The sequence below is a fragment of the Paenibacillus sp. DMB20 genome (assembly GCF_000987955.1).
GTDB lineage: Bacteria > Bacillota > Bacilli > Paenibacillales > Paenibacillaceae > Paenibacillus_AQ.
Window position 1 is genome coordinate 1 of record NZ_LAZU01000036.1, and the last position, 19357, is coordinate 19357.

The 19357-nt window shown below is 44.7% G+C and carries 7 protein-coding genes and 8 pseudogenes; 12 read left to right on the forward strand and 3 right to left on the reverse strand.

The features are described 5' to 3' along the window. Positions 1 to 215: pseudogene (locus XI25_RS19055) on the forward strand (IS3 family transposase); the annotation flags it as partial. A gap of 106 nt (positions 216 to 321) precedes the next feature. On the opposite strand, the gene XI25_RS19060 reads toward XI25_RS19055, so the two are convergent. From XI25_RS19060 to XI25_RS19070, 3 genes are all read right to left on the reverse strand, one after another. After that, positions 322 to 2625 carry a glycoside hydrolase family 65 protein gene (locus tag XI25_RS19060; RefSeq protein ID WP_046679765.1) on the reverse strand — a complete coding sequence of 768 codons (2304 nt, stop codon included), beginning with the start codon at positions 2623 to 2625 and terminating at the stop codon, positions 322 to 324. Between the two features lie 96 nt (positions 2626 to 2721). Further along, complete coding sequence (gene pgmB / locus XI25_RS19065; protein ID WP_046679766.1) at positions 2722 to 3375, reverse strand: beta-phosphoglucomutase; 654 nt, start codon at positions 3373 to 3375, stop codon at positions 2722 to 2724. 300 nt (positions 3376 to 3675) lie between these two features. Beyond that, on the reverse strand, positions 3676 to 4707 hold the full coding sequence (locus tag XI25_RS19070; protein ID WP_046679767.1) for a LacI family DNA-binding transcriptional regulator: 1032 nt from the start codon (positions 4705 to 4707) through the stop codon (positions 3676 to 3678). Between the two features lie 594 nt (positions 4708 to 5301). Between XI25_RS19070 and XI25_RS36970 the strand changes: the two are divergent. The 11 genes and pseudogenes from XI25_RS36970 to iolG (XI25_RS19130) all read left to right on the forward strand — a co-directional run bounded on the left by XI25_RS36970 (position 5302) and on the right by iolG (XI25_RS19130) (position 19350). Further along, positions 5302 to 6979, forward strand: a pseudogene (locus tag XI25_RS36970) (alpha-amylase family glycosyl hydrolase). 502 nt (positions 6980 to 7481) lie between these two features. Then, positions 7482 to 7872: pseudogene (locus tag XI25_RS19085) on the forward strand (tautomerase family protein). Between the two features lie 403 nt (positions 7873 to 8275). Next, a pseudogene (locus tag XI25_RS19090) lies at positions 8276 to 9712 on the forward strand (CoA-acylating methylmalonate-semialdehyde dehydrogenase). 78 nt (positions 9713 to 9790) lie between these two features. After that, positions 9791 to 10609, forward strand: coding sequence for a 5-deoxy-glucuronate isomerase (gene iolB, locus XI25_RS19095; RefSeq protein ID WP_046679769.1), 819 nt, complete (start codon positions 9791 to 9793; stop codon positions 10607 to 10609). An 82-nt stretch (positions 10610 to 10691) separates the two neighbouring features. After that, positions 10692 to 11610, forward strand: a pseudogene (gene iolC, locus XI25_RS19100) (5-dehydro-2-deoxygluconokinase). A 31-nt stretch (positions 11611 to 11641) separates the two neighbouring features. After that, positions 11642 to 13553 (forward strand): annotated as a pseudogene (gene iolD / locus XI25_RS19105) (3D-(3,5/4)-trihydroxycyclohexane-1,2-dione acylhydrolase (decyclizing)). A gap of 110 nt (positions 13554 to 13663) precedes the next feature. Further along, positions 13664 to 14504: pseudogene (gene fba, locus XI25_RS19110) on the forward strand (class II fructose-1,6-bisphosphate aldolase). Positions 14505 to 14649: 145 nt separating this feature from the next. Next, positions 14650 to 15672 carry an inositol 2-dehydrogenase gene (iolG, locus tag XI25_RS19115; RefSeq protein WP_046679770.1) on the forward strand — a complete coding sequence of 341 codons (1023 nt, stop codon included), beginning with the start codon at positions 14650 to 14652 and terminating at the stop codon, positions 15670 to 15672. A 74-nt stretch (positions 15673 to 15746) separates the two neighbouring features. Then, entirely contained in the window at positions 15747 to 16655 is a 909-nt protein-coding gene (gene iolE, locus XI25_RS19120; RefSeq protein WP_268794544.1) for a myo-inosose-2 dehydratase, read from the forward strand. Between the two features lie 52 nt (positions 16656 to 16707). Beyond that, a pseudogene (locus tag XI25_RS19125) lies at positions 16708 to 18304 on the forward strand (solute:sodium symporter family transporter). 29 nt (positions 18305 to 18333) lie between these two features. Continuing rightward, positions 18334 to 19350: an inositol 2-dehydrogenase gene (gene iolG, locus XI25_RS19130; RefSeq protein WP_046679772.1), complete on the forward strand. Its 1017-nt coding sequence runs from the start codon at positions 18334 to 18336 to the stop codon at positions 19348 to 19350. Positions 19351 to 19357: the final 7 nt, after the last annotated feature.

Genomic DNA, 19357 nt, shown 5'->3' on the forward strand with positions numbered 1-19357 from the left:
GATGTCGCGCAAAGGCAATTGCTGGGACAACGCCCCGATGGAATCATTCTTCGGTCACTTGAAAGACGACGTTGATTTTAGCGATTGCCAAACTATTGATGAAGTGAGAGTGCGAGTCAAGGAGTACATAAGCTACTACAACTCAGAACGGTACCAGTGGACATTAAAAAAAGATGACCCCTGATGAATTCAGAGGTCATCTGCTTGCTAGCTAAGCTCTAGGCGGTTTTTTTCAAACTGTCCACAAACCGGGTCACAGTTCAGGCCCCAGGGATGCTCTTTTTTTTAAAAAATATGGGCGGTACGGTGAGTCGCACGAGGTTATCTGGACGCTCTTACTTCGCCCATGCCGCTGATGCCGTACTCTTTGCCCGCCACATTCAGCTGGGCCGGAACGTCCGTCTCGTTCAGGATGACGATTTCCTTGTCGGTCACGTTCACTTTCAGACGCGACCCGCGGAACATCACTTTAAAGGAGAACGAGCTCCAGTGTCCCGGAATGAACGGATTCAGGTTCAGCACGCCGTCTTTGACGCGCAGGCCGCCGAAGCCGTGAACGACGGACATCCAGGTGCCGGCCATGCTCGTGGTGTGGCAGCCGTCTTCCGTATCGTTGTTGTAGTTGTCGAGGTCCAGGCGGGCGGTGCGCAAATACATTTCATAAGCCTTCTCCTGATATCCCAACTCGCAGGCAAGAATGGAATGCACGCAAGGGGAGAGGGAGGACTCATGCACCGTGAACGGCTCGTAGAAATCGAAGTTCCGTTTTTTCGTCTCCAGGTCATAGCGATCGCCGAGGAAGAACAGCCCCTGCAGCACGTCCGCCTGTTTGATGTATACGGAACGGAGAATCCGGTCCCAGGACCAGTTCTGGTTCAGCGGGAGATGGGACGGGTCGAGATCCTTTACGGCTACGAGTTCTTTATCCAGGAAGCCGTCCTGCTGCAGGAAAATGCCGCGTTCCGGATCTTCCGGATAGTACATTTTGTTAATGATGTCCTGCCATTTCGCCGTTTCCTCATCCTGAAGCTTCAGCTTGCCGACAAGCTCGGCGTAGCGCTCAGGCTCATTCTGCTCCAAATAGTTCAGCACGTCCAGGGTGTATTCCATCGTCCAGGAGGCGATCCGGTTGGTGTACCAGTTGTTGTTGACGTTGTTTTCATACTCGTTCGGGCCGGTTACGCCGAGCATGACGTATTTGTCCTTGGCGGCAACATAGTTGACGCGCTGCTCCCAGAAGCGGGAAATCTCCGCAAGCACTTCGAGGCCGTACTGGCCAAGGTAGGAGAAGTCTCCGGTATAATTGACATAGTTGTAGATCGCGTATGCGATCGCGCCGTTCCGGTGGATTTCCTCAAACGTGATTTCCCATTCGTTGTGGCATTCCTCGCCGTTCATCGTCACCATCGGATAAAGCGCCCCTTTGGCAAAGCCGAGTTTCTTGGCGTTCTCTTTCGCTTTCTCCAAATGCTTGTAACGGTAGATGAGCAGATTGCGGGAGATGCTGGAGTCGGCTGTGCTCAGGTAGAACGGGAGGCAGTAAGCTTCCGTATCCCAATAGGTGCTGCCGCCGTATTTCTCGCCGGTGAAGCCCTTCGGTCCGATGTTCAAGCGGTCGTCCTCGCCGCTGTACGTCTGGTTCAATTGGAAAATGTTAAAGCGGATCGCCTGCTGGGCGGCGACATCGCCTTCGATCACAATGTCGCTTTCCTTCCATTTGTCGGCCCAAGCGGCCGCCTGCTCGCGCAGCAGCTCGTTGAACCCGGCTTGCACGGCCTGATGCAATGCTTCACGGGCGGCATCGACCAGCTGGCCCAAGCCGTGATCACGGGAAGTGACGTTTGCCACGTATTTATAAACCGTAACGACCTCGCCTTGACCGGCTTCAACCAGTACCCGGTTGCCCGCGTACTTTTCTTTCTCGATCGTTTCGGCGGTCAAACTCAGCTTCTCTCCGTTTTTGGATACTTCGCAGCTCATGACGGAGGTCACATGGAAGTCCAGCTTTTTCGTCTTTACCGTGAGGGCGGCGGTGCCTTGACCGGCCTCCTTGAACACTTCCAGCCAAAATTTCTCGTCATAGTTGGAGTCCTTGTTCTTCACATCGCCGTCGAGGTAAGGGGTAAAGGCCAGCTTGCCGGAGAAGTTGAGCGGCGTTACGGAATAGCGGATGCTTCCGATCTCGTGACGCACGATGCTGACGAAGCGGACCGCCTCGACCTTCAACTCCTTGCCGTCTTCCAGTACGGCCGTAAAGCTGCGGGAGAGGTATCCTTCCTTCATATTCAGGGTGCGAACGAAGTCTTTCACCGTGCAATTCGCCAGATCCAGCGGCGTGCCGTCCACCTCGACGTCGATGCCGATCCAGTTGGTGCTGTTCAGCACTTTTGCAAAATATTCGGGGTAACCGTTTTTCCACCAACCGACCCGCGTTTTGTCCGGATAATAAACGCCGGCCATGTAGCTGCCCTGAAGGGAAGGCCCGCTGTACCGCTCTTCAAAGTTCGCGCGCTGGCCCATATAGCCGTTGCCGATGCTGAAAATACTTTCGGAAATCTCATGCGTATGCGGGTCGAATCCTTCTTCGATGATCGACCACTCGTCAAGCTTTAAATATTGTTTCACACTCACCGGCTCCTTTTTGTAGGAAAATAGATGATTTAAAAAAATATATGATGATACCCCTGGCACTGGGAATAGAGTTGGCAGCTGTTAGCCGCTTTATTCCAGTTCCTTCAGGCGGTCAACCGAAAAGTCGGCAAGGGACGGCACGACAAGATTCGCGCGGCCCAGCTGCTCGGGCGATCCGATTCCAACGCAGCGCATGCCGGCGCGGTTTGCGGCTTCGATCCCGGCTTCGGCATCCTCGAAAACCACGCATTCCGCAGGAACGGCGCCCAGTTCTCGGGCACCGAGAAGAAATACCTCGGGATCGGGCTTGGCGCTTGCGGTTTTCGTGCCGTCGATAATGGCGTCGAAATAAGGAGTCAGTCCGGTATTGTCCAGGATGGTCATCGCATTTTTGCTGGCAGACCCGAGCGCGACTCGTATGCCTTCATTTTTTAGCTCCTCGAGAAGCTTCAGCACTCCAGGCAAAATTTCAGATGAATCCATGCGCGTGATGTATTCGACGTACCATGCATTTTTCTTCTCAGCAAGCTGCAGTTTAGCGTCTTCGCTCATTTCCAGTCCGCCGAGCTCCAGCAGGATGTCAAGCGAAGCCATACGGCTTACGCCTTTGAGACGCTCATTGTCTTCCACGGTAAACGCGAAGCCAAGCTCTTCGGCCAGGCGTTTCCAGGCGATGAAGTGATACTTGGCGGTATCGACAAGGACACCGTCCAGATCGAACAGGCAGGCTTTGATTGTTGACATAGAGACCCTCCTTCATTAAGTGCAAACGTTTGAACCAAGAAGCAAAAATAAAGGAAGCATGGGATATGCTTCTTTATATATAGCAGAAACGGCTGTCTCCCTTGAGAAGGGCGAGCGAGTCGTTTCTGCTTGGATTAAAGAATGCATGGGTTTTCAGCGTTGAACCATTCTTTAATCGCAACAAAATGCAGGCCACGAATGACGGGGAAAGGCACGCTCTTCGTGAGGCGGGACTTTTTTTGCCGGCGAAAACGCAAACGTCCTTCGAGAGGATGTTCGGGGCCGTCTCTGCTCGGAAGATTACTTCGGCAAAGAATACATCGATGACTCCCGGATCATCAGCCGATGCGGAATAATATAGCGATTGGGCAGTACGGTTTGACCGTCATGGCGGATGCTCTGGATCAGCGCCTGAGAGGCGGTATATCCCAGGTTATAAATCCCGATATCCACGCTGCTCAGAGGCGGGGTCGACAGCTCGGTAAGCGAAATGTTGTTAAAGCTGATGATCGACACATCCTCAGGCACCCGGTACCCCAGCTCGCGCAGTCCCCGGAGCACGCCGAAAGAGACGATATCGTCCACAATGACGAGGGCCGTCGGCCGTTCGGGCAGATTCATGAAAAAGGACATCGCGCGGTATCCGCTGTCCTGAAGGAACTCACCCTCAACGATCCAATCCTTGCGCATGACCAGGCCGGAATCGGCCAGCGCCCGCGAATATCCTTTCAGCCGGTCCTGGGAAACGACCAGATTGGGCGGACCGCTGACAAAGCCGATGCGCTCATGGCCGAGAGAAATCAGATGTTTCGTCGCGTCGTATGCGGCCTGAACGTTATCGGTGTCGACCGAGAGCAGGTCCGGATGTTTATCGCTTCTTCCTACGAGCACGAACGGGTAGCCGTTGCTTTTCAGGAAATCCACCACGGGATCTTCCTGCCGGGAATACAGGAGAATCGCCCCGTCCACCCGGCGGCCGTTCAAAAGCCGGGACACGGCTTCGACTTCTTCTTTCTCATTGGCCCCCGAGCTGATCAGCACGTCATAGCCGGATCGGTTCGCCTGGGCAACGATACCCCGAATCAATTCCATAAAGAACAGGTTCAGGAACAGCTCCTCCGCAGGTTTGGGGAGAATGACGCAGATACTGTCGGTTGTTTTCGAGACCAGGCTTTTGGCCATGATGTTTGGGTGATAGCCCATCTCCTCCATGATTTCCTTCACTTTTCGTGAGGTTTCACGGCTGATTCTGGGATGGCCTGAGAGCACCCGGGACACGGTGGAGGGGGATACGCCCGCTTTCTTTGCGACATCTTTAATGGTTACAGACATAATGACCTCCAGTGGAACCGTTTGCTTTTATTGAAACGCGAATAGATGCAATCATCGTCGATCCGCATGTTCCCCGGGAAACCATAGGTTCCCGGCGGGAGCGAAATCCGTTGCGACAAGCGGCAAAAAACGTTGCTGCTTATAGCATATCCCGTCATTTCCCGGGATTGCAAGGACCGCAGGTATTGCAGGTTGTTAAACGGTTTCACAATGCTATCTTATCGCTTATCCGCGTCCTTGTAAATACGTATTGAAACCTGCAGGGGAACAAATTCACAAACATTACAAGAAATAAAGAAAGCCCTAGAAAAGCAGAGAAATGCTTTTGTTATCAAGGAAAAAAACGCAAAAAACAACTCATTTTGAACTTGTGCAAACGATTTAACAATTCCGCTCGCTGGGTTATGATGGAATTACAAAGAAAGCGAATTCAAAAAAGACCCGAAGTGAGTCGGCAAAATGGAAATTCACCTTTGATTACCAGTTAAGGACTAATTTGTCCTAAATATTAATCAAACGTTTGCATGGATGAGAGGGCCGAGACCATGATGTTATGAACCGGAAAGGAAGAGGATCATGAGGAAACTCAAACCGATGAATCTAAAACAATGGGGCGCTTTGGCGGCAAGCACGATTGTCCTGGGCGGGCTGCTGGCCGCATGCGGGGACGGAGGACAACGAAATACCGCAGAAAGCCAGACGCCTGCGACAAAGACGCAGGAGCAGCGGAACAAACCGCCTTCTTCGAAAACGAATGTGGAGATCGACGAACAGCCGTCGGATGTGTATTACGAAATTTTTGTCCGTTCCTTCTACGATTCGGACGGGGACGGAATCGGCGATTTGAAAGGCGTCATCGAAAAGCTCGATTACTTAAACGACGGAAATTCCGAAACCGAGGACGATCTGGGCGTGACCGGTATATGGCTGATGCCGGTTAATCCTTCGCCCTCCTACCACGGCTATGATGTGACCGATTACCGGTCGATCCATCCGGATTACGGTACGATCGAGGATTTCCGGACGCTCACGGCCGAGGCGCACAAACGGGGGATCAAGGTCATCATGGATCTTGTCGTCAACCATACGAGCAGCGAGCATCCATGGTTCAAGGAAGCGGCTGACGATAAGAATTCGGAAAAGCGGGACTGGTACGTCTGGGCTGAAGACCAGGGGAAAGAAGCGGCAGGGTCCAGCGCTGCCGGCAGCGGAAATCCCTGGCACGAAATGAACGGGACGCATTATATGGGCACCTTCTGGAGCGGCATGCCGGATTTGAATTTCGACAATCCGAAAGTGCGCGAGGAGATGAAGGATACCGGCAAGTTCTGGCTGGAACAGGGAGCGGACGGCTTCCGGCTGGACGCGGCGAAGCATATCTATGAAGACCTAGCCACCGACAAGTCGGAGGCGACAACGGCCAAAAAACGCCGCCTGGTGGCAGGAGTTCCGCTCCGGCATGAATGAAGTGAAGCCTGAGGCCTACATTGTGGGGGAGGTGTGGGAAAACTCGGCAAGCTCCATTGCGCCATACCTCAACAATGCATTTGACTCGGGGTTTAACTTCGGGCTTGGAGAAAGCATCATCGGCGCGGTTCAAAACGGGAAGGACAACAATCTGGCCTTTACGCTGGAGCGGACATACGGCCTGTTCGGCAGCGTTTCCGGCGGAGCGTTTACGGACGCCGTATTTTTGACCAACCATGATCAAAACCGGGTCATGACCCAGCTTGGCACGAATATGGACCAGGCCAAAATGGCAGCGGGCATTTTGTTGACCCTGCCGGGCAACCCGTTTATCTATTACGGCGAGGAGATCGGCATGCAGGGCGGCAAGCCCGATGAGCAAATCCGCGAGCCGATGATTTGGTCGAATGCGGAGAATATGCCCGGACAGACGACCTGGGAGCCGCTGAAATACAACAAGGGGGAACGCACGCGAGGCGCGGAGCAGCAGCTGGGAGATCCCGATTCCCTGCTTTCCCGCTACCGGAAGCTCATTCGCTGGCGTCATGAGATGCCGGCCTTGCGTGAGGGGACGATTCAGCAGTATACGTCCGGAAACGGGCAGGTCATGGCTTATGTCCGTCTGACGAAGGATAAACAGGCGCTGGTTGTTCACAATTTGTCGGGCGGGGAGGCGACGGTCGATCTGGCGGCCAAAAGCGGGCGGCAATCCTTTACGGTTCTTTCCAAAACCACATCGGACAAAACGGTATTGAAGGGCAGCATACTGGCCCTGCCAGCCTATACCACGGCGGTACTGGAATGAAAAAAAGAGCGATCCCCGATCCGGGGACCGCTCTTTTACGTGTGCCACGCATAGCGATTAACTAGGCGGTGAAAGTTCGCTGCGGTGGTTTGTAGTTACTAACCACTAGCCAAGAGCAAGGGTGTCCATCGTGAGGGCTGAACCCTCTTCTGTGTGGTAGTGATTGGTCGTACTCTCACTTTACCAAACGAAGCGGTGTTGTTCTATTTTAGTCAAGCACTACATTTAATTGATCCTATTGTACTTGGAGTTTAAGCGATCTTGGCTCTGCGAAAGTTGAGTAAACACGAACTAAAAACCAATTATTTTAACATCGTGTTCCGCCAGTTAATGAAAAATTACAACAATTTTGCTGTTTGTACAACCAAGAGTTAATCAGTATTATCAAACTGCTAACCATTTAACATTGACTGAATCAGCCATTTATATTATGCTTAATTAAGATGTTACCAAAACATAATCAATAATTAACAAATAGTTAGTCTTTTTAGGAGGTTCTTACATGCCGTTAATAAGATTTGATTTAATAGAAGGCCGAGATGAAAGGTCTTTGAAAGTGTTATTGGATGCAGCCCATCGAGCTGTGGTAAAGGCGTTTGGGGTACCAGAAAGAGATCGATATCAAATTGTTACCCAGCATCCTGCAAATGAATTAATCATTCAAGATACGGGTTTAGGATTTGAAAGAAGCCGTGATGTTGTAGTGATTAGTGTAACGAGTACAGAAAGAAGCATCCAGCATAAAAAAAGACTTTTATCAAATAGTTGTTCAAGAGTTAGGTGAAAGTTGTGGAATAGAACCTAATAACATTATGATATCTATTATTACAAACGGAGCGGCAGACTGGAGTTTTGGTTTTGGTGAGGCTCAGTTTTTAACAGGAAAATTGTAGTTGTCCCGCGTTCTTTCTTTTAGGCTCTAAAATGTGCGGAACAAGGGGGGGATCAAAAAGATGTCATGTAAGATAATCTGATTGTTAGAGAATCTTATGTAATAAAGGTTAATTGTATAGAAGTTTAATTGAAATCGCCTTCATTTTAATGCAGTTATATGTCGGGAAATACCCAACATATAATAAAAACCAAGAAAAGGGTGTTGATTGAAAGCGCTTTTAGTATTAAGATGTAATCAAGATTACCAAAATATAACCAAAACATAACAAATGCGACTGATTAAAAACGTAAATACCATCCATAAGGTTATCGATTTATTAACCTACAAAAGAGAAGCGACAATTAAGGAGGAACAAGAAATGTCCGAAGTAAAGGTACAAGTTGAAAAGCTAAAAAAACTATATAAATGGTGAATGGGTAGAAAGTAAAACTACTCAATACGAAGATGTATACAATCCAGCTACAAAAAGAAATCATTGCCCAAGTTCCAATCTCTACAAAAGAAGACCTTGATTATGCCGTAGAAGTAGCAGCGATAGCATTTGAAGATTGGAAAAACGAACCTGTTCAAAAACGGGCAAGAATACTATTTAAAATTCCAACAAATATTACAAGACAATAAAGAAGAGCTAGCTCGCATTATTACAATTGAAAATGGTAAAAATCTAAGCGAAGCATTAGGTGAAGTGGGACGCGGTATTGAAAATGTTGAATTCGCAGCTGGAGCTCCTACTCTCATGATGGGTGACTCATTAACAACGATTGCAAAAGATGTAGAAGTGACGAACTACCGTTATCCAATTGGGGTTGTCGGAGGCATCACACCATTCAACTTTCCGATGATGGTACCTTGCTGGATGTTCCCAATGGCGATTGCAGTAGGGAATACATTTGTCCTGAAACCATCTGAAAGAACTCCATTATTAGCACAAAAATTAGCAGAATTATTAGAAGAAGCCGGCCTTCCTAAAGGTGTATTCAACGTCGTTCATGGTGCACACGATGTCGTAAACGGACTTCTGGATCACCCGCAAGTGAAAGCTATTTCATTTGTTGGGTCACAACCCGTTGGTGAATATGTGTACAAACGCGGCAGCGAGAACCTAAAAACGTGTTCAAGCTCTAACAGGTGCAAAAAACCACTCTATCGTTTTAAATGATGCCGATTTAGACCATGCAACAACAAATGTCATTGCCTCTGCCTTTGGTTCTGCAGGTGAACGCTGTATGGCTTGCTCTGTTGTAACCGTAGAAGAAAGCGTTGCCGATGCCTTCCTTGAAAAATTAATCGGAAAAGCAAAAGATGTAACAATCGGAAACGGCCTGGATGAAGGCGTGTTCTTAGGACCGGTAATTAGAGAACAAAACCATCAACGTACATTAGGCTATATCCAAAAAGGTATTGATGAAGGCGCAAAATTAGTTTGCGACGGCCGCGAAAGACAACCGGAAGAAGGATATTTTGTTGGACCAACTATTTTCGACGGTGTCACAACAGATATGAACATCTGGAAAGACGAAATTTTCGCACCTGTATTATCCATCATTCGTGTTAAAAATTTAAGAGAAGCAGTTGAAACAACAAATAAATCAGAATTTGCAAATGGTGCATGTATTTATACTTCAAACGCTTCATCGATTCGTTACTTCCGAGAAAATATCGATGCAGGTATGTTAGGGGTTAACCTGGGTGTTCCGGCACCAATGGCGTTCTTCCCATTCTCTGGCTGGAAGTCTTCCTTTTATGGAACATTACCTGCAAACGGAAAAGATGGCGTTGAGTTCTACACTCGTAAAAAAGTAGTTACAGCAAACTACAAAGCACCATCATTTGAATAAGAACAAGCTATTATCCCAGCTGCTTAAGGCTAGGGTAATAGCTATTCCAAAATGAACTACATAGGAGTTGATCATAAAGTGAGTAAATTACTCCGAAAACCCAATTTGGTAGAAACGTCACCAGGTGTCAAAATCGTTCATGAAGTAACAAAAGAGAATGCACCATTAGAATATGTCGCAATGAAAGTTGTCGATTTAGCTTCAGGGTCAAGCTACCGAGAAAAATTAGGAAAAGTAGAATGCTGCATTGTGGCCTTAACTGGAAAAATAAATGTAACCGATGATAAAGAAACCTTTGCAAATATCGGAACGAGAGAAAATGTTTTTGAAAAGAAACCAACAGATAGTGTCTATGTTTCAAACGATCGTTTCTTCGTGGTGGAAGCGGTTTCGGGAGCGCGGATTGTTCTTTGCTATTCTCCATCAGAAAAGCAATTGCCTACCAGGCTTATAAAAGCGGAAGATAACAGCATTGAACATCGAGGAAAGTATCATAATAAACGGTTGGTACACAATATTTTACCGGACTCGGATCCATCTGCAAATAGTTTACTAGTGGTAGAGGTATTTACTGAAGGTGGAAACTGGTCCAGCTATCCGCCTCATAAACATGATCAAGACAACTTACCACATGAATCATTTTTAGAAGAAACATATTACCATGAAATAAATCCCAGACAGGGGTTTGTTTTCCAACGCGTGTATACAGATGATCGCTCGCTTGATGAAACGATGGCGGTGGAACATAGCGATGTTGTATTAGTTCCCGCAGGATATCATCCAGTAGCAGTTCCGGATGGGTATGAATCCTACTATTTGAACATTATGGCAGGACCGAAGCGTATCTGGAAATTCCATAATGAACCGGCACATGAGTGGATTTTAGACCGTAAATAAATCGTGAGGAGTTGTCATTAGAGTGAAAGTGGAATTTAATTCAACGAGAAAGTTTGACATTATTGCCATTGGCCGCGCGTGTATGGATTTAAATGCTGTTGAATATAACCGTTCAATGGAAGAAACAATGACGTTTAAAAAAATATGTCGGCGGTTCTCCAGCAAATATTGCGATTGGAGCATCTAAGCTTGGCTTAAAAGCAGGCTTTATCGGGAAGCTGGCGGACGACCAGCATGGCCGTTTTATTGAACAATATATGGCTGCTGTCGGTGTAGACACATCCAATATGGTCGTTGATCAAGAAGGACATAAAACAGGCTTGACTTTTACCGAAATTAAAAGTCCGGAAGAGTGCAGCATCTTAATGTACCGCGATGAAGTGGCTGATCTTTACCTGGACCCTTCGGAAGTAGGTGAAGACTATATTAAACAATCAAAAATCCTTTTAGTTTCCGGAACAGCTCTAGCAAAAAGCCCATCTCGTGAAGCTGTCTTAAAAGCCGTTCAGCTGGCAAGGAAAAATGATGTAAAGGTTATTTTTGAGTTGGATTACCGTGGTTATACATGGGCATCCAAAGAAGAAACATCCATCTATTATACATTAGTTGCACAGCAAGCAGATATTGTTATTGGTACCCGTGATGAATTTGATGTATTGGAAAATGTCGAAGAAGGCAACAATGAAGCAACGATCGCCGCTCTATTCAAGCAGTCTCCTGAACTAATCGTGATTAAGCACGGTGTAGAAGGCTCATATGCATATACAAAATCAGGAGAGTCGTTCCGAGGTCATGCTTATAAAACAAAAGTATTAAAAACTTTCGGTGCTGGTGATTCATACGCTTCCGCTTTTCTTTATGCTTTAATCTCTGGTAAAGATATTGAAACAGCTCTAAAATACGGCAGTGCCTCCGCAGCTATTGTTGTAAGCAAGCACAGTTCTTCTGAAGCAATGCCAGCAGTTGAGGAAATCGAGCAATTAATTGCTGAAAGATCGTAAAAAATTAGAAATTAACTAGAGGTGAAAGCTCGTGGGAAAAATCAGATTAACAACCGCGCAAGCCTTAATCAAATTTTTAAACCAGCAATATATTCATGTTGACGGCAAGGAATTTCCTTTTGTCGAGGGGATTTTTAGTGTATTTGGCCACGGGAATGTATTAGGAATTGGCCAGGCGCTTGAGCAGGATGCAGGCCATTTAAAGGTCATCCAAGGGAAAAATGAACAAGGTATGGCTTTGGCGGCCATAGCTTACAGCAAGCAAATGCTCCGCCAAAAAATCTATGCGGTAACAACCTCTGTTGGCCCGGGATCTGCTAACCTTGCTACAGCAGCAGCAACAGCACTTGCGAACAATATTCCGGTATTATTTTTGCCGGGTGATACATTTGCATCAAGACAACCTGACCCAGTTTTACAACAGGTTGAACAAGAATATAGCTTAGCTGTGACAACAAATGACGCCCTAAAACCTGTTTCAAGATATTGGGATCGAATCACTCGCCCAGAACAGTTAATGTCCAGCTTGATTCGTGCGTTTGAAGTGATGACAGATCAAGGCAAAGCTGGTCCGGCAACAATTTGCCTTTCGCAGGATGTTGAAGGGGAAGCGTTTGATTATGATGAAAAATTCTTTGAAAAACGTGTTCACTATTTAGATCGGAAAGCGCCGGTGGAACGTGAACTAAAAGGCGCAGCAGAGCTGATTAAAGCAAGTGAAAATCCGTTAATCCTTGTTGGTGGGGGAGCTAAATATTCAGGAGCCCGCGAAATTTTAATCGCACTTTCCGAAAAACACAATATTCCATTAGTAGAAACACAGGCTGGTAAAGCAACTGTCGAATCTACTTTTAAAAAATAATCTTGGCGGGATAGGCGTCACTGGTACGCTTGCCGCAAATAAAGCAGCCCGCATGGCAGATTTAGTGATCGGTATTGGTACGAGATATACAGATTTCGCAACATCATCTAAAACAGCATTCAACTTTGAAACAACGAAGTTTTTAAATATTAACGTCAGCCGCTTGCAAGCATACAAATTGGATGCCTTCCAAGTCGTTGCCGATGCAAAAGTAACATTAGAGCAATTGGAACCACTGTTAGAAGGATATGAGAGCGAGTTCGGACAAACGATTATTGAATTGAAAGAGGAATGGAAGCTTGAGCGTGATCGCTTAAGCAAAGTAACCTTTACTCGTGAAAGCTTTGATCCGGAAATCAAGAACCACTTCACACAGGAAATCCTAAATGAATATGCCGATGCCTTAAAGACGGAACTGGCACAAACAACAGCCTTAATCGCTGTCAATGAGACAATTGCTCCAGAAAGTACGATTATTGCTTCTGCCGGATCACTTCCTGGCGATGTCCAGCGGATCTGGAATCCGACTGTGCCGAATACGTATAACGTAGAGTATGGTTATTCCTGTATGGGTTATGAAGTATCTGGTGCCTTAGGCGTTAAATTGGCTGAACCGGATAAAGAAGTTTACTCACTTGTTGGTGACGGAAGCTTCCTCATGCTGCATTCTGAACTGATTACTTCTATTCAATATGGACAAAAAATTAATGTTGTTCTTTTTGATAATTCGGGCTTTGGCTGTATTAATAACTTGCAAATGGAGAATGGCGGCGGCAGCTATTTCTGCGAATTTAGAACCCATGACAACAAAATTTTGAACATTGATTATGCAAAAGTTGCTGAAGGTTATGGGGCGAAAACGTACCGCGTGAATACGATTGAACAATTGAAAGAAGCTTTGGAAGATGCGAAGAAGCAGGAAGTGTCAACATTAATCGATATAAAAGTACTTCCAAAAACGATGACGGACGGCTATGACAGCTGGTGGAATGTCGGTGTGGCAGAAATATCCAATAGGGAAAGCATTCAAAAGGTATATGAATTAAGAAAGCAAAAATTAGAAATGGCTAGACAATTCTAATTGGATGTAATCGTATCAATTTTATTAGTTTGGTCTATTTATATTAGTACTTATAACTGGTTTCACAAGAGAGGTGAGAAGTGACTTTGGCTGCAACAAAATTAGTTTCGATGAAAGAGATGCTTTTAAAAGCGAAAGCAGGAAAATATGCAGTTGCGCAAATTAATATTAATAATTTTCAATGGGCCGAAGCCATTTTGGAAGCGGCTCAAGAAGAACAATCTCCGATTATTGTAGCATCTTCTGATAGACTTGTAGATTACTTAGGCGGATTTAAAACAATTGCAACTATGATTAATAGTATTGTCGAGCATAAAAAATATTACCGTTCCAGTCGCTTTACACCTAGACCATGGAAGCAGTGTGGATCGATGTAAAGAGGCGATTGATGCCGGATACACTTCCGTCATGATTGATGGATCACACCATCCAATTGATGAAAATATTGCAATGACCAAGCAAGTGACGGATTATGCAAGACGTCACGGTGTTTCAGTCGAAGCAGAAGTTGGGACAGTAGGTGGTAACGAAGACGGTCTTATTGGCGGAATTCAATATGCAGATCCAGAGGAATGTTTACGTATTGTGGATGAAACCGGGATAACTGCGTTAGCGGCTGCACTTGGTTCTGTTCATGGTCCGTATCAAGGTGAGCCAAAGTTAGGATTCTCGGAAATGAAGGAGATTTCAGAAAAGACCGATGTACCACTCGTGTTACATGGCGGCTCCGGTATCCCTGATTACCAAATTCAAAAGGCAATTGAACTTGGTCATGCGAAGATTAATGTGAATACAGAATGTTTGCAGGCCTGGACGAAAGCTGTTCGTGAGGTACTGAATCACGACAAGAAAATATATGATGCACGTGCCATCCTTTCTCCAGGAAAAGAAGCGGTAAAACAGACCGTCATAGCAAAAATTAGGGAATTTAAATCAAGTCATAAGGCATAATGAAAGTGTTATGAACAGTATATTCAAGTAGGAGTAATCAAAATATAACCAAAAGTTAATACATACTTGAGTATTTTACTGCAATCTGATTTTTTTTGAAACTATGAAAGCGTTTATTAATTCAGATAAACCGGGGAGGAACACCATGAACGAAGTAAGAGTAGGTATTGTCGGATTAGGCAGATTAGGAAGAACACATGCCATCAATTTAGCGCAAAATGTTCCAGGTGCGAAACTGGTAGCAGCCTGCAGTTTTGTAGAGGATGAATTGGAATATGCCAAGAATGAACTAGGTGTAACAGAAACATATACATCCTATGAAGAAATGGTTGATAGTCCAAACCTTGATGCTGTGTGTATTGTTTCGCCATCCGGCTTCCATCCGAAACAAATTCGTTTAGCGATGGAAAAAGGCTTACATGTATTCAGTGAAAAACCAATTGGATTAGATATTGAGGATATTGAAAAAACAATCGAAGTCATAAACGCTCATCCGGAACAAATCTTCCAACTTGGATTTATGAGAAGATACGATGAATCCTATCAATATGCCAAGAAAATGGTGGACGAAGGCCAATTAGGCGAATTAACTATAGTTCGCTGCTACGGCATCGACCCAAGTTCAGGGTTGGAGAGCTTCGTTAAATTTGCCCGTAACAGCAATAGCGGCGGTTTATTCTCGGACATGTCTATCCATGATATTGATATAGTTAGATGGTTTACGAAAAAAGAAGTCAGTCGTGTCTGGGCAATGGGTAAAAATGCTGCTTATCCGGAGTTGAATGAATTAAATGAATTAGAAACCGGTGCCGCTATGATGCAATTAGAAGATAAAACCATGGCGATTTTAGTGGCAGGACGAAATGCGGTACATGGTTATCATGTTGAAACAGAATTGATTGGAACAAAAGGAATGCTTCGTGTTGCTGCTGCTCCGGAGAAAAACCTGGTAACAGTTTTTGATGAAAATGGTGCAGTTAGACCTACTTCACAAAACTTCCCAGAACGGTTTAGAGATGCGTTTGTCAATGAAATGAAGGAGTTTATTTCTTGCATTAAAGAAAAACGTCAACCTGAAGTAAGCGCTTTTGATGGTCTGCAAAGCACTAAAGTTTCCATTTCCTGTCAGTTATCTGTCGAAACAAATCAAATTGTTGAAGTGAAGTAATATAACCTAGATTCATAAATTTGCAAACTTACACATTTCTAGGGAGGAAATAAACATGGTATCAGAAACAAAAAATCAAGTTCGGTTGTGCTCCTATTGCCTGGACAAATGATGATATGCCTGAATTAGGCGGGGAAAATACATTTGAACAATGTATTAGTGAAATGGCCCTAGCCGGCTATACAGGTACAGAAATTGGCAATAAGTATCCTCGTGACCCTGAAACATTAAAGAACTATTTAGAACTTCGAAATCTTCAAGTAGCCAGCGCCTGGTTTAGTGCACTTTTAACAACAAAGCCATTTGAAGAGACAAAACAAGCCTTTATAGAGCATCGTGATTTCTTGCATGCCATGGGGGCAAAAGTAATTGTTGTATCTGAACAAGGACATAGTGTTCAAGGGCAGATGGATACACCAGTATTTAAAGAAAAACCAGTATTCACGGATGCTGAGTGGGTTAAATTAACGCAGGGATTAGAGGCGTTGGGGGATTTAGCCCATGAGAAAGGAATGGAAATTGTTTACCATCACCATATGGGTACAGGCGTTCAAACCACTGCCGAAATTGAACGGCTAATGGAAAACACATCACCTGAGAAAGTTTCCTTGTTATTTGATACAGGCCATCTTGTATTCTCTGGTGAGGACCCAATTGAAATCTATCGCAAATACCAATCACGGATCAAACATGTCCATTTTAAAGATATTCGGGAGACAGTTGCAAAAGAAGTTAAGGAAAATCAAGATAGCTTCCTGACAGGAGTTAAAAAAGGTGTATTTACGGTTCCTGGCGACGGCATAATTGATTTTGCTCCAATTATGAAAGCGATTACCGAAAGCGGATACAAAGGCTGGATTGTTGTAGAGGCAGAGCAAGATCCGGCAAAGGCAAATCCATTTGAATATGCATTAAAGGGAAGAAAGTATATTGAGCAATTAATGCCCCAAAACAGCCGGTCTAAAAATTTAGTAAGCAAATGAGCATCCTAGCGTTAGTTCGCAGCAAGATTTTTCAACAGTGGGAGGGTATACTTTGGTCATTTTTTCAGTTATTTCGTTTATTATCCTTATTGGTGTCATATGGCTGTATGCCTTTAAGAGAAGTAAAGCAGTTGATAATAGCAGTTCGGAAGGGTTTTTCCTTGGCGGTCGAAGTTTAACAGGGATTACAATTGCCGGTACGATTATTATGACCAATTTGTCAACAGAGCAAATTGTTGGCCAAAACGGCCAAAGTTTTGCTGGCGGTATGGAAGTAATGGCGTGGGAAGTTACAGCCGCGATTGCTTGTGTGTTTTTGGCCCTTGTCTTTCTTCCGAAATATTTAAAATATGGCGTGAACACGGTATCCGATTTCATTGAGATCCGTTATGATACAACCACGAAAAGAATTGTATCCGCTTTATTTATTTTTACCTATATGACTTCATTTTTACCGGTTGGTTTTATATTCAGGCTCACTTGTTTTTAATAAGATATTCCACATCGATAAAGCGTTAGGGATTGACCCGTTAGTAGCAGTTGCACTCATTTCGGCCATGATTGGTATTTTCGGCATGTTATATTTGTTAATTGGCGGATTATCATTGAGTGCCTTTAGTGACACGATTTATGGTGTCGGACTGCTTATCGGCGGTCTATCCATCCCTGTTATCGGCTTGACGATTCTGGGTGACGGCAGCCTTTTTGGCGGAATGGAAACAGTTAAAGATCAAACACCACAATTATTAAATGCCATTGGTGCTGTTGATTCAAAAATTGTTCCATGGCCGACCCTATTTATAGGGATGTTATTCAATAACCTCTTCTTCTGGTGTACAAACCAAATGATCGTTCAAAAAACATTAGCTGGAAAAAGTCTAAAGGAAGGACAAAAAGGAGCATTATATGTTGGCTTCTTTAAAATCTTTGGCTCTTTGTTCTTAGTATTCCCGGGAATTATTGCATTTAATATGTTTGGCGACACTCTTGCAACACCGGACGATGCGTACCCAACTTTGGTTACCCATGTATTGCCTGAGTGGGCATACGGAATTTTCGCAGCAGTTATTTTTGGTGCCATCTTAAGTTCATTTGTTGGCGCCTTGAACGCAACAGCTACATTGTTCACACTTGATTTTTACAAACCGATTATTAAAAAGGATGCAGCCGATAAGCAGGTTGCTAGGGCAGGAAAATTTATTACAATTATAGTCGGATTAATTTCCGTTTGTATCGCTCCTCTCATTTCATTCGCACCGGATGGACTGTATGCCGTTGTGCAAGAGTTTAACGGAATATATAGCATGCCATTATTGGCGCTAGTTTTACTAGGATTCTATTCAAAACGTGTAACGCCGCTAGCAGCGAAAATAACATTTGTCTTCCACATTGCAATCTATGGATTGTCAAAATTTTTCTTAGCAGACATTCATTATCTATATGTATTAGGATACTTATTCCTGGCAGATGTGCTGATCATGTGGTTGGTTGGAATAATCAAACCATTGGATGCTCCATTTGAGTTTCGGGAAAATATTAACAAAGTTGATTTAACTCCATGGAAGCATAGAAAATGGGTGGCAGCATTGGTGATTATTACGATGATTGGTATGTATATCTTCTTCTCCCCACTAGGTGTTGCAGAATAAAGTTGATAGTAGGAAAGGATGTCTTACAGATGAAGGATTCAAAGAATGTAGTCGGGGTTATTGGTGCAGGCAGAATTGGTAAATTACACATAGATAACATGAAAAACATGAAAAATGTACGTCTTAAAACCGTTTCCGATGTTTTTGCCGATCAATTGGAAGAGTGGTTCAAATCATCCGGTGTCGAAAATATGACAAAAGACTACCATGATATTATCAATGACCCGGAAATCGATGCCATCTTTATTTGTTCTCCAACCGATACACATACAAGTATTATTAAAGAAGCAGCTAATAGCGGAAAGCACATCTTCTGTGAAAAGCCAATCAGCTTCTCGGATGAAGAAACGTTGGAAGCTTACGAAGTGGTGAAGAAAACCGGGGTTAAATTTCAAATTGGTTTTAATAGAAGATATGACCGCAACTTCAGTAAAGTCAGAAATTTGGTAGAAACGAAAGAAATTGGCGACCTGCATATTTTAAAAATAACCTCCAGGGACCCTGAGCCGCCGTCATTAGATTATGTATCACGTTCCGGGGGGATTTTTGTTGATATGGCCATTCACGATTTTGATATGGCACGTTTTATCACAGGTTCCGAAGTAGAAGAAGTGTATGTTCAAGGAGCCGCCCTGGTGAATCCAAAAATTGCTGAATTAGGTGATATTGATACAGCAATTATTTCGATGAAATTCGCTAATGGGGCAATCGGGGTGATTGACAACAGCCGTCAAGCGGTTTACGGCTATGATCAACGTCTTGAAGCATTCGGTTCAAATGGTTCTGCTATCGCAAACAATGAAACGGAATCAAGAGTAGAAGTTTTATCTAAAGAAGGTGTGATAGGAGATAATCCATTACATTTCTTCTTAGAAAGATACTATGATGCGTATATTCGTGAAGTAAAGGAATTCTTTGAAGCAATCGAGAGTGACACGGAGGTATCATGCAATTTCGTAGACGGCTTTATGGCACAAAGAATTGCCATGGCAGCCAAAAAATCATTGGAAACCGGCCAGCCAGTGAAGGTTGATAAATTATCATAATCTAAAA

Bases quoted from the DNA above. Each gene is read 5' to 3' on its own strand.
- pgmB (WP_046679766.1), bottom strand. From the start codon at position 3,375: ATGTCAACAATCAAAGCCTGCCTGTTCGATCTGGACGGTGTCCTTGTC.
- XI25_RS19070 (WP_046679767.1), bottom strand. From the start codon at position 4,707: ATGTCTGTAACCATTAAAGATGTCGCAAAGAAAGCGGGCGTATCCCCC.
- iolG (WP_046679770.1), top strand. From the start codon at position 14,650: ATGAACGAAGTAAGAGTAGGTATTGTCGGATTAGGCAGATTAGGAAGA.
- iolG (WP_046679772.1), top strand. From the start codon at position 18,334: ATGAAGGATTCAAAGAATGTAGTCGGGGTTATTGGTGCAGGCAGAATT.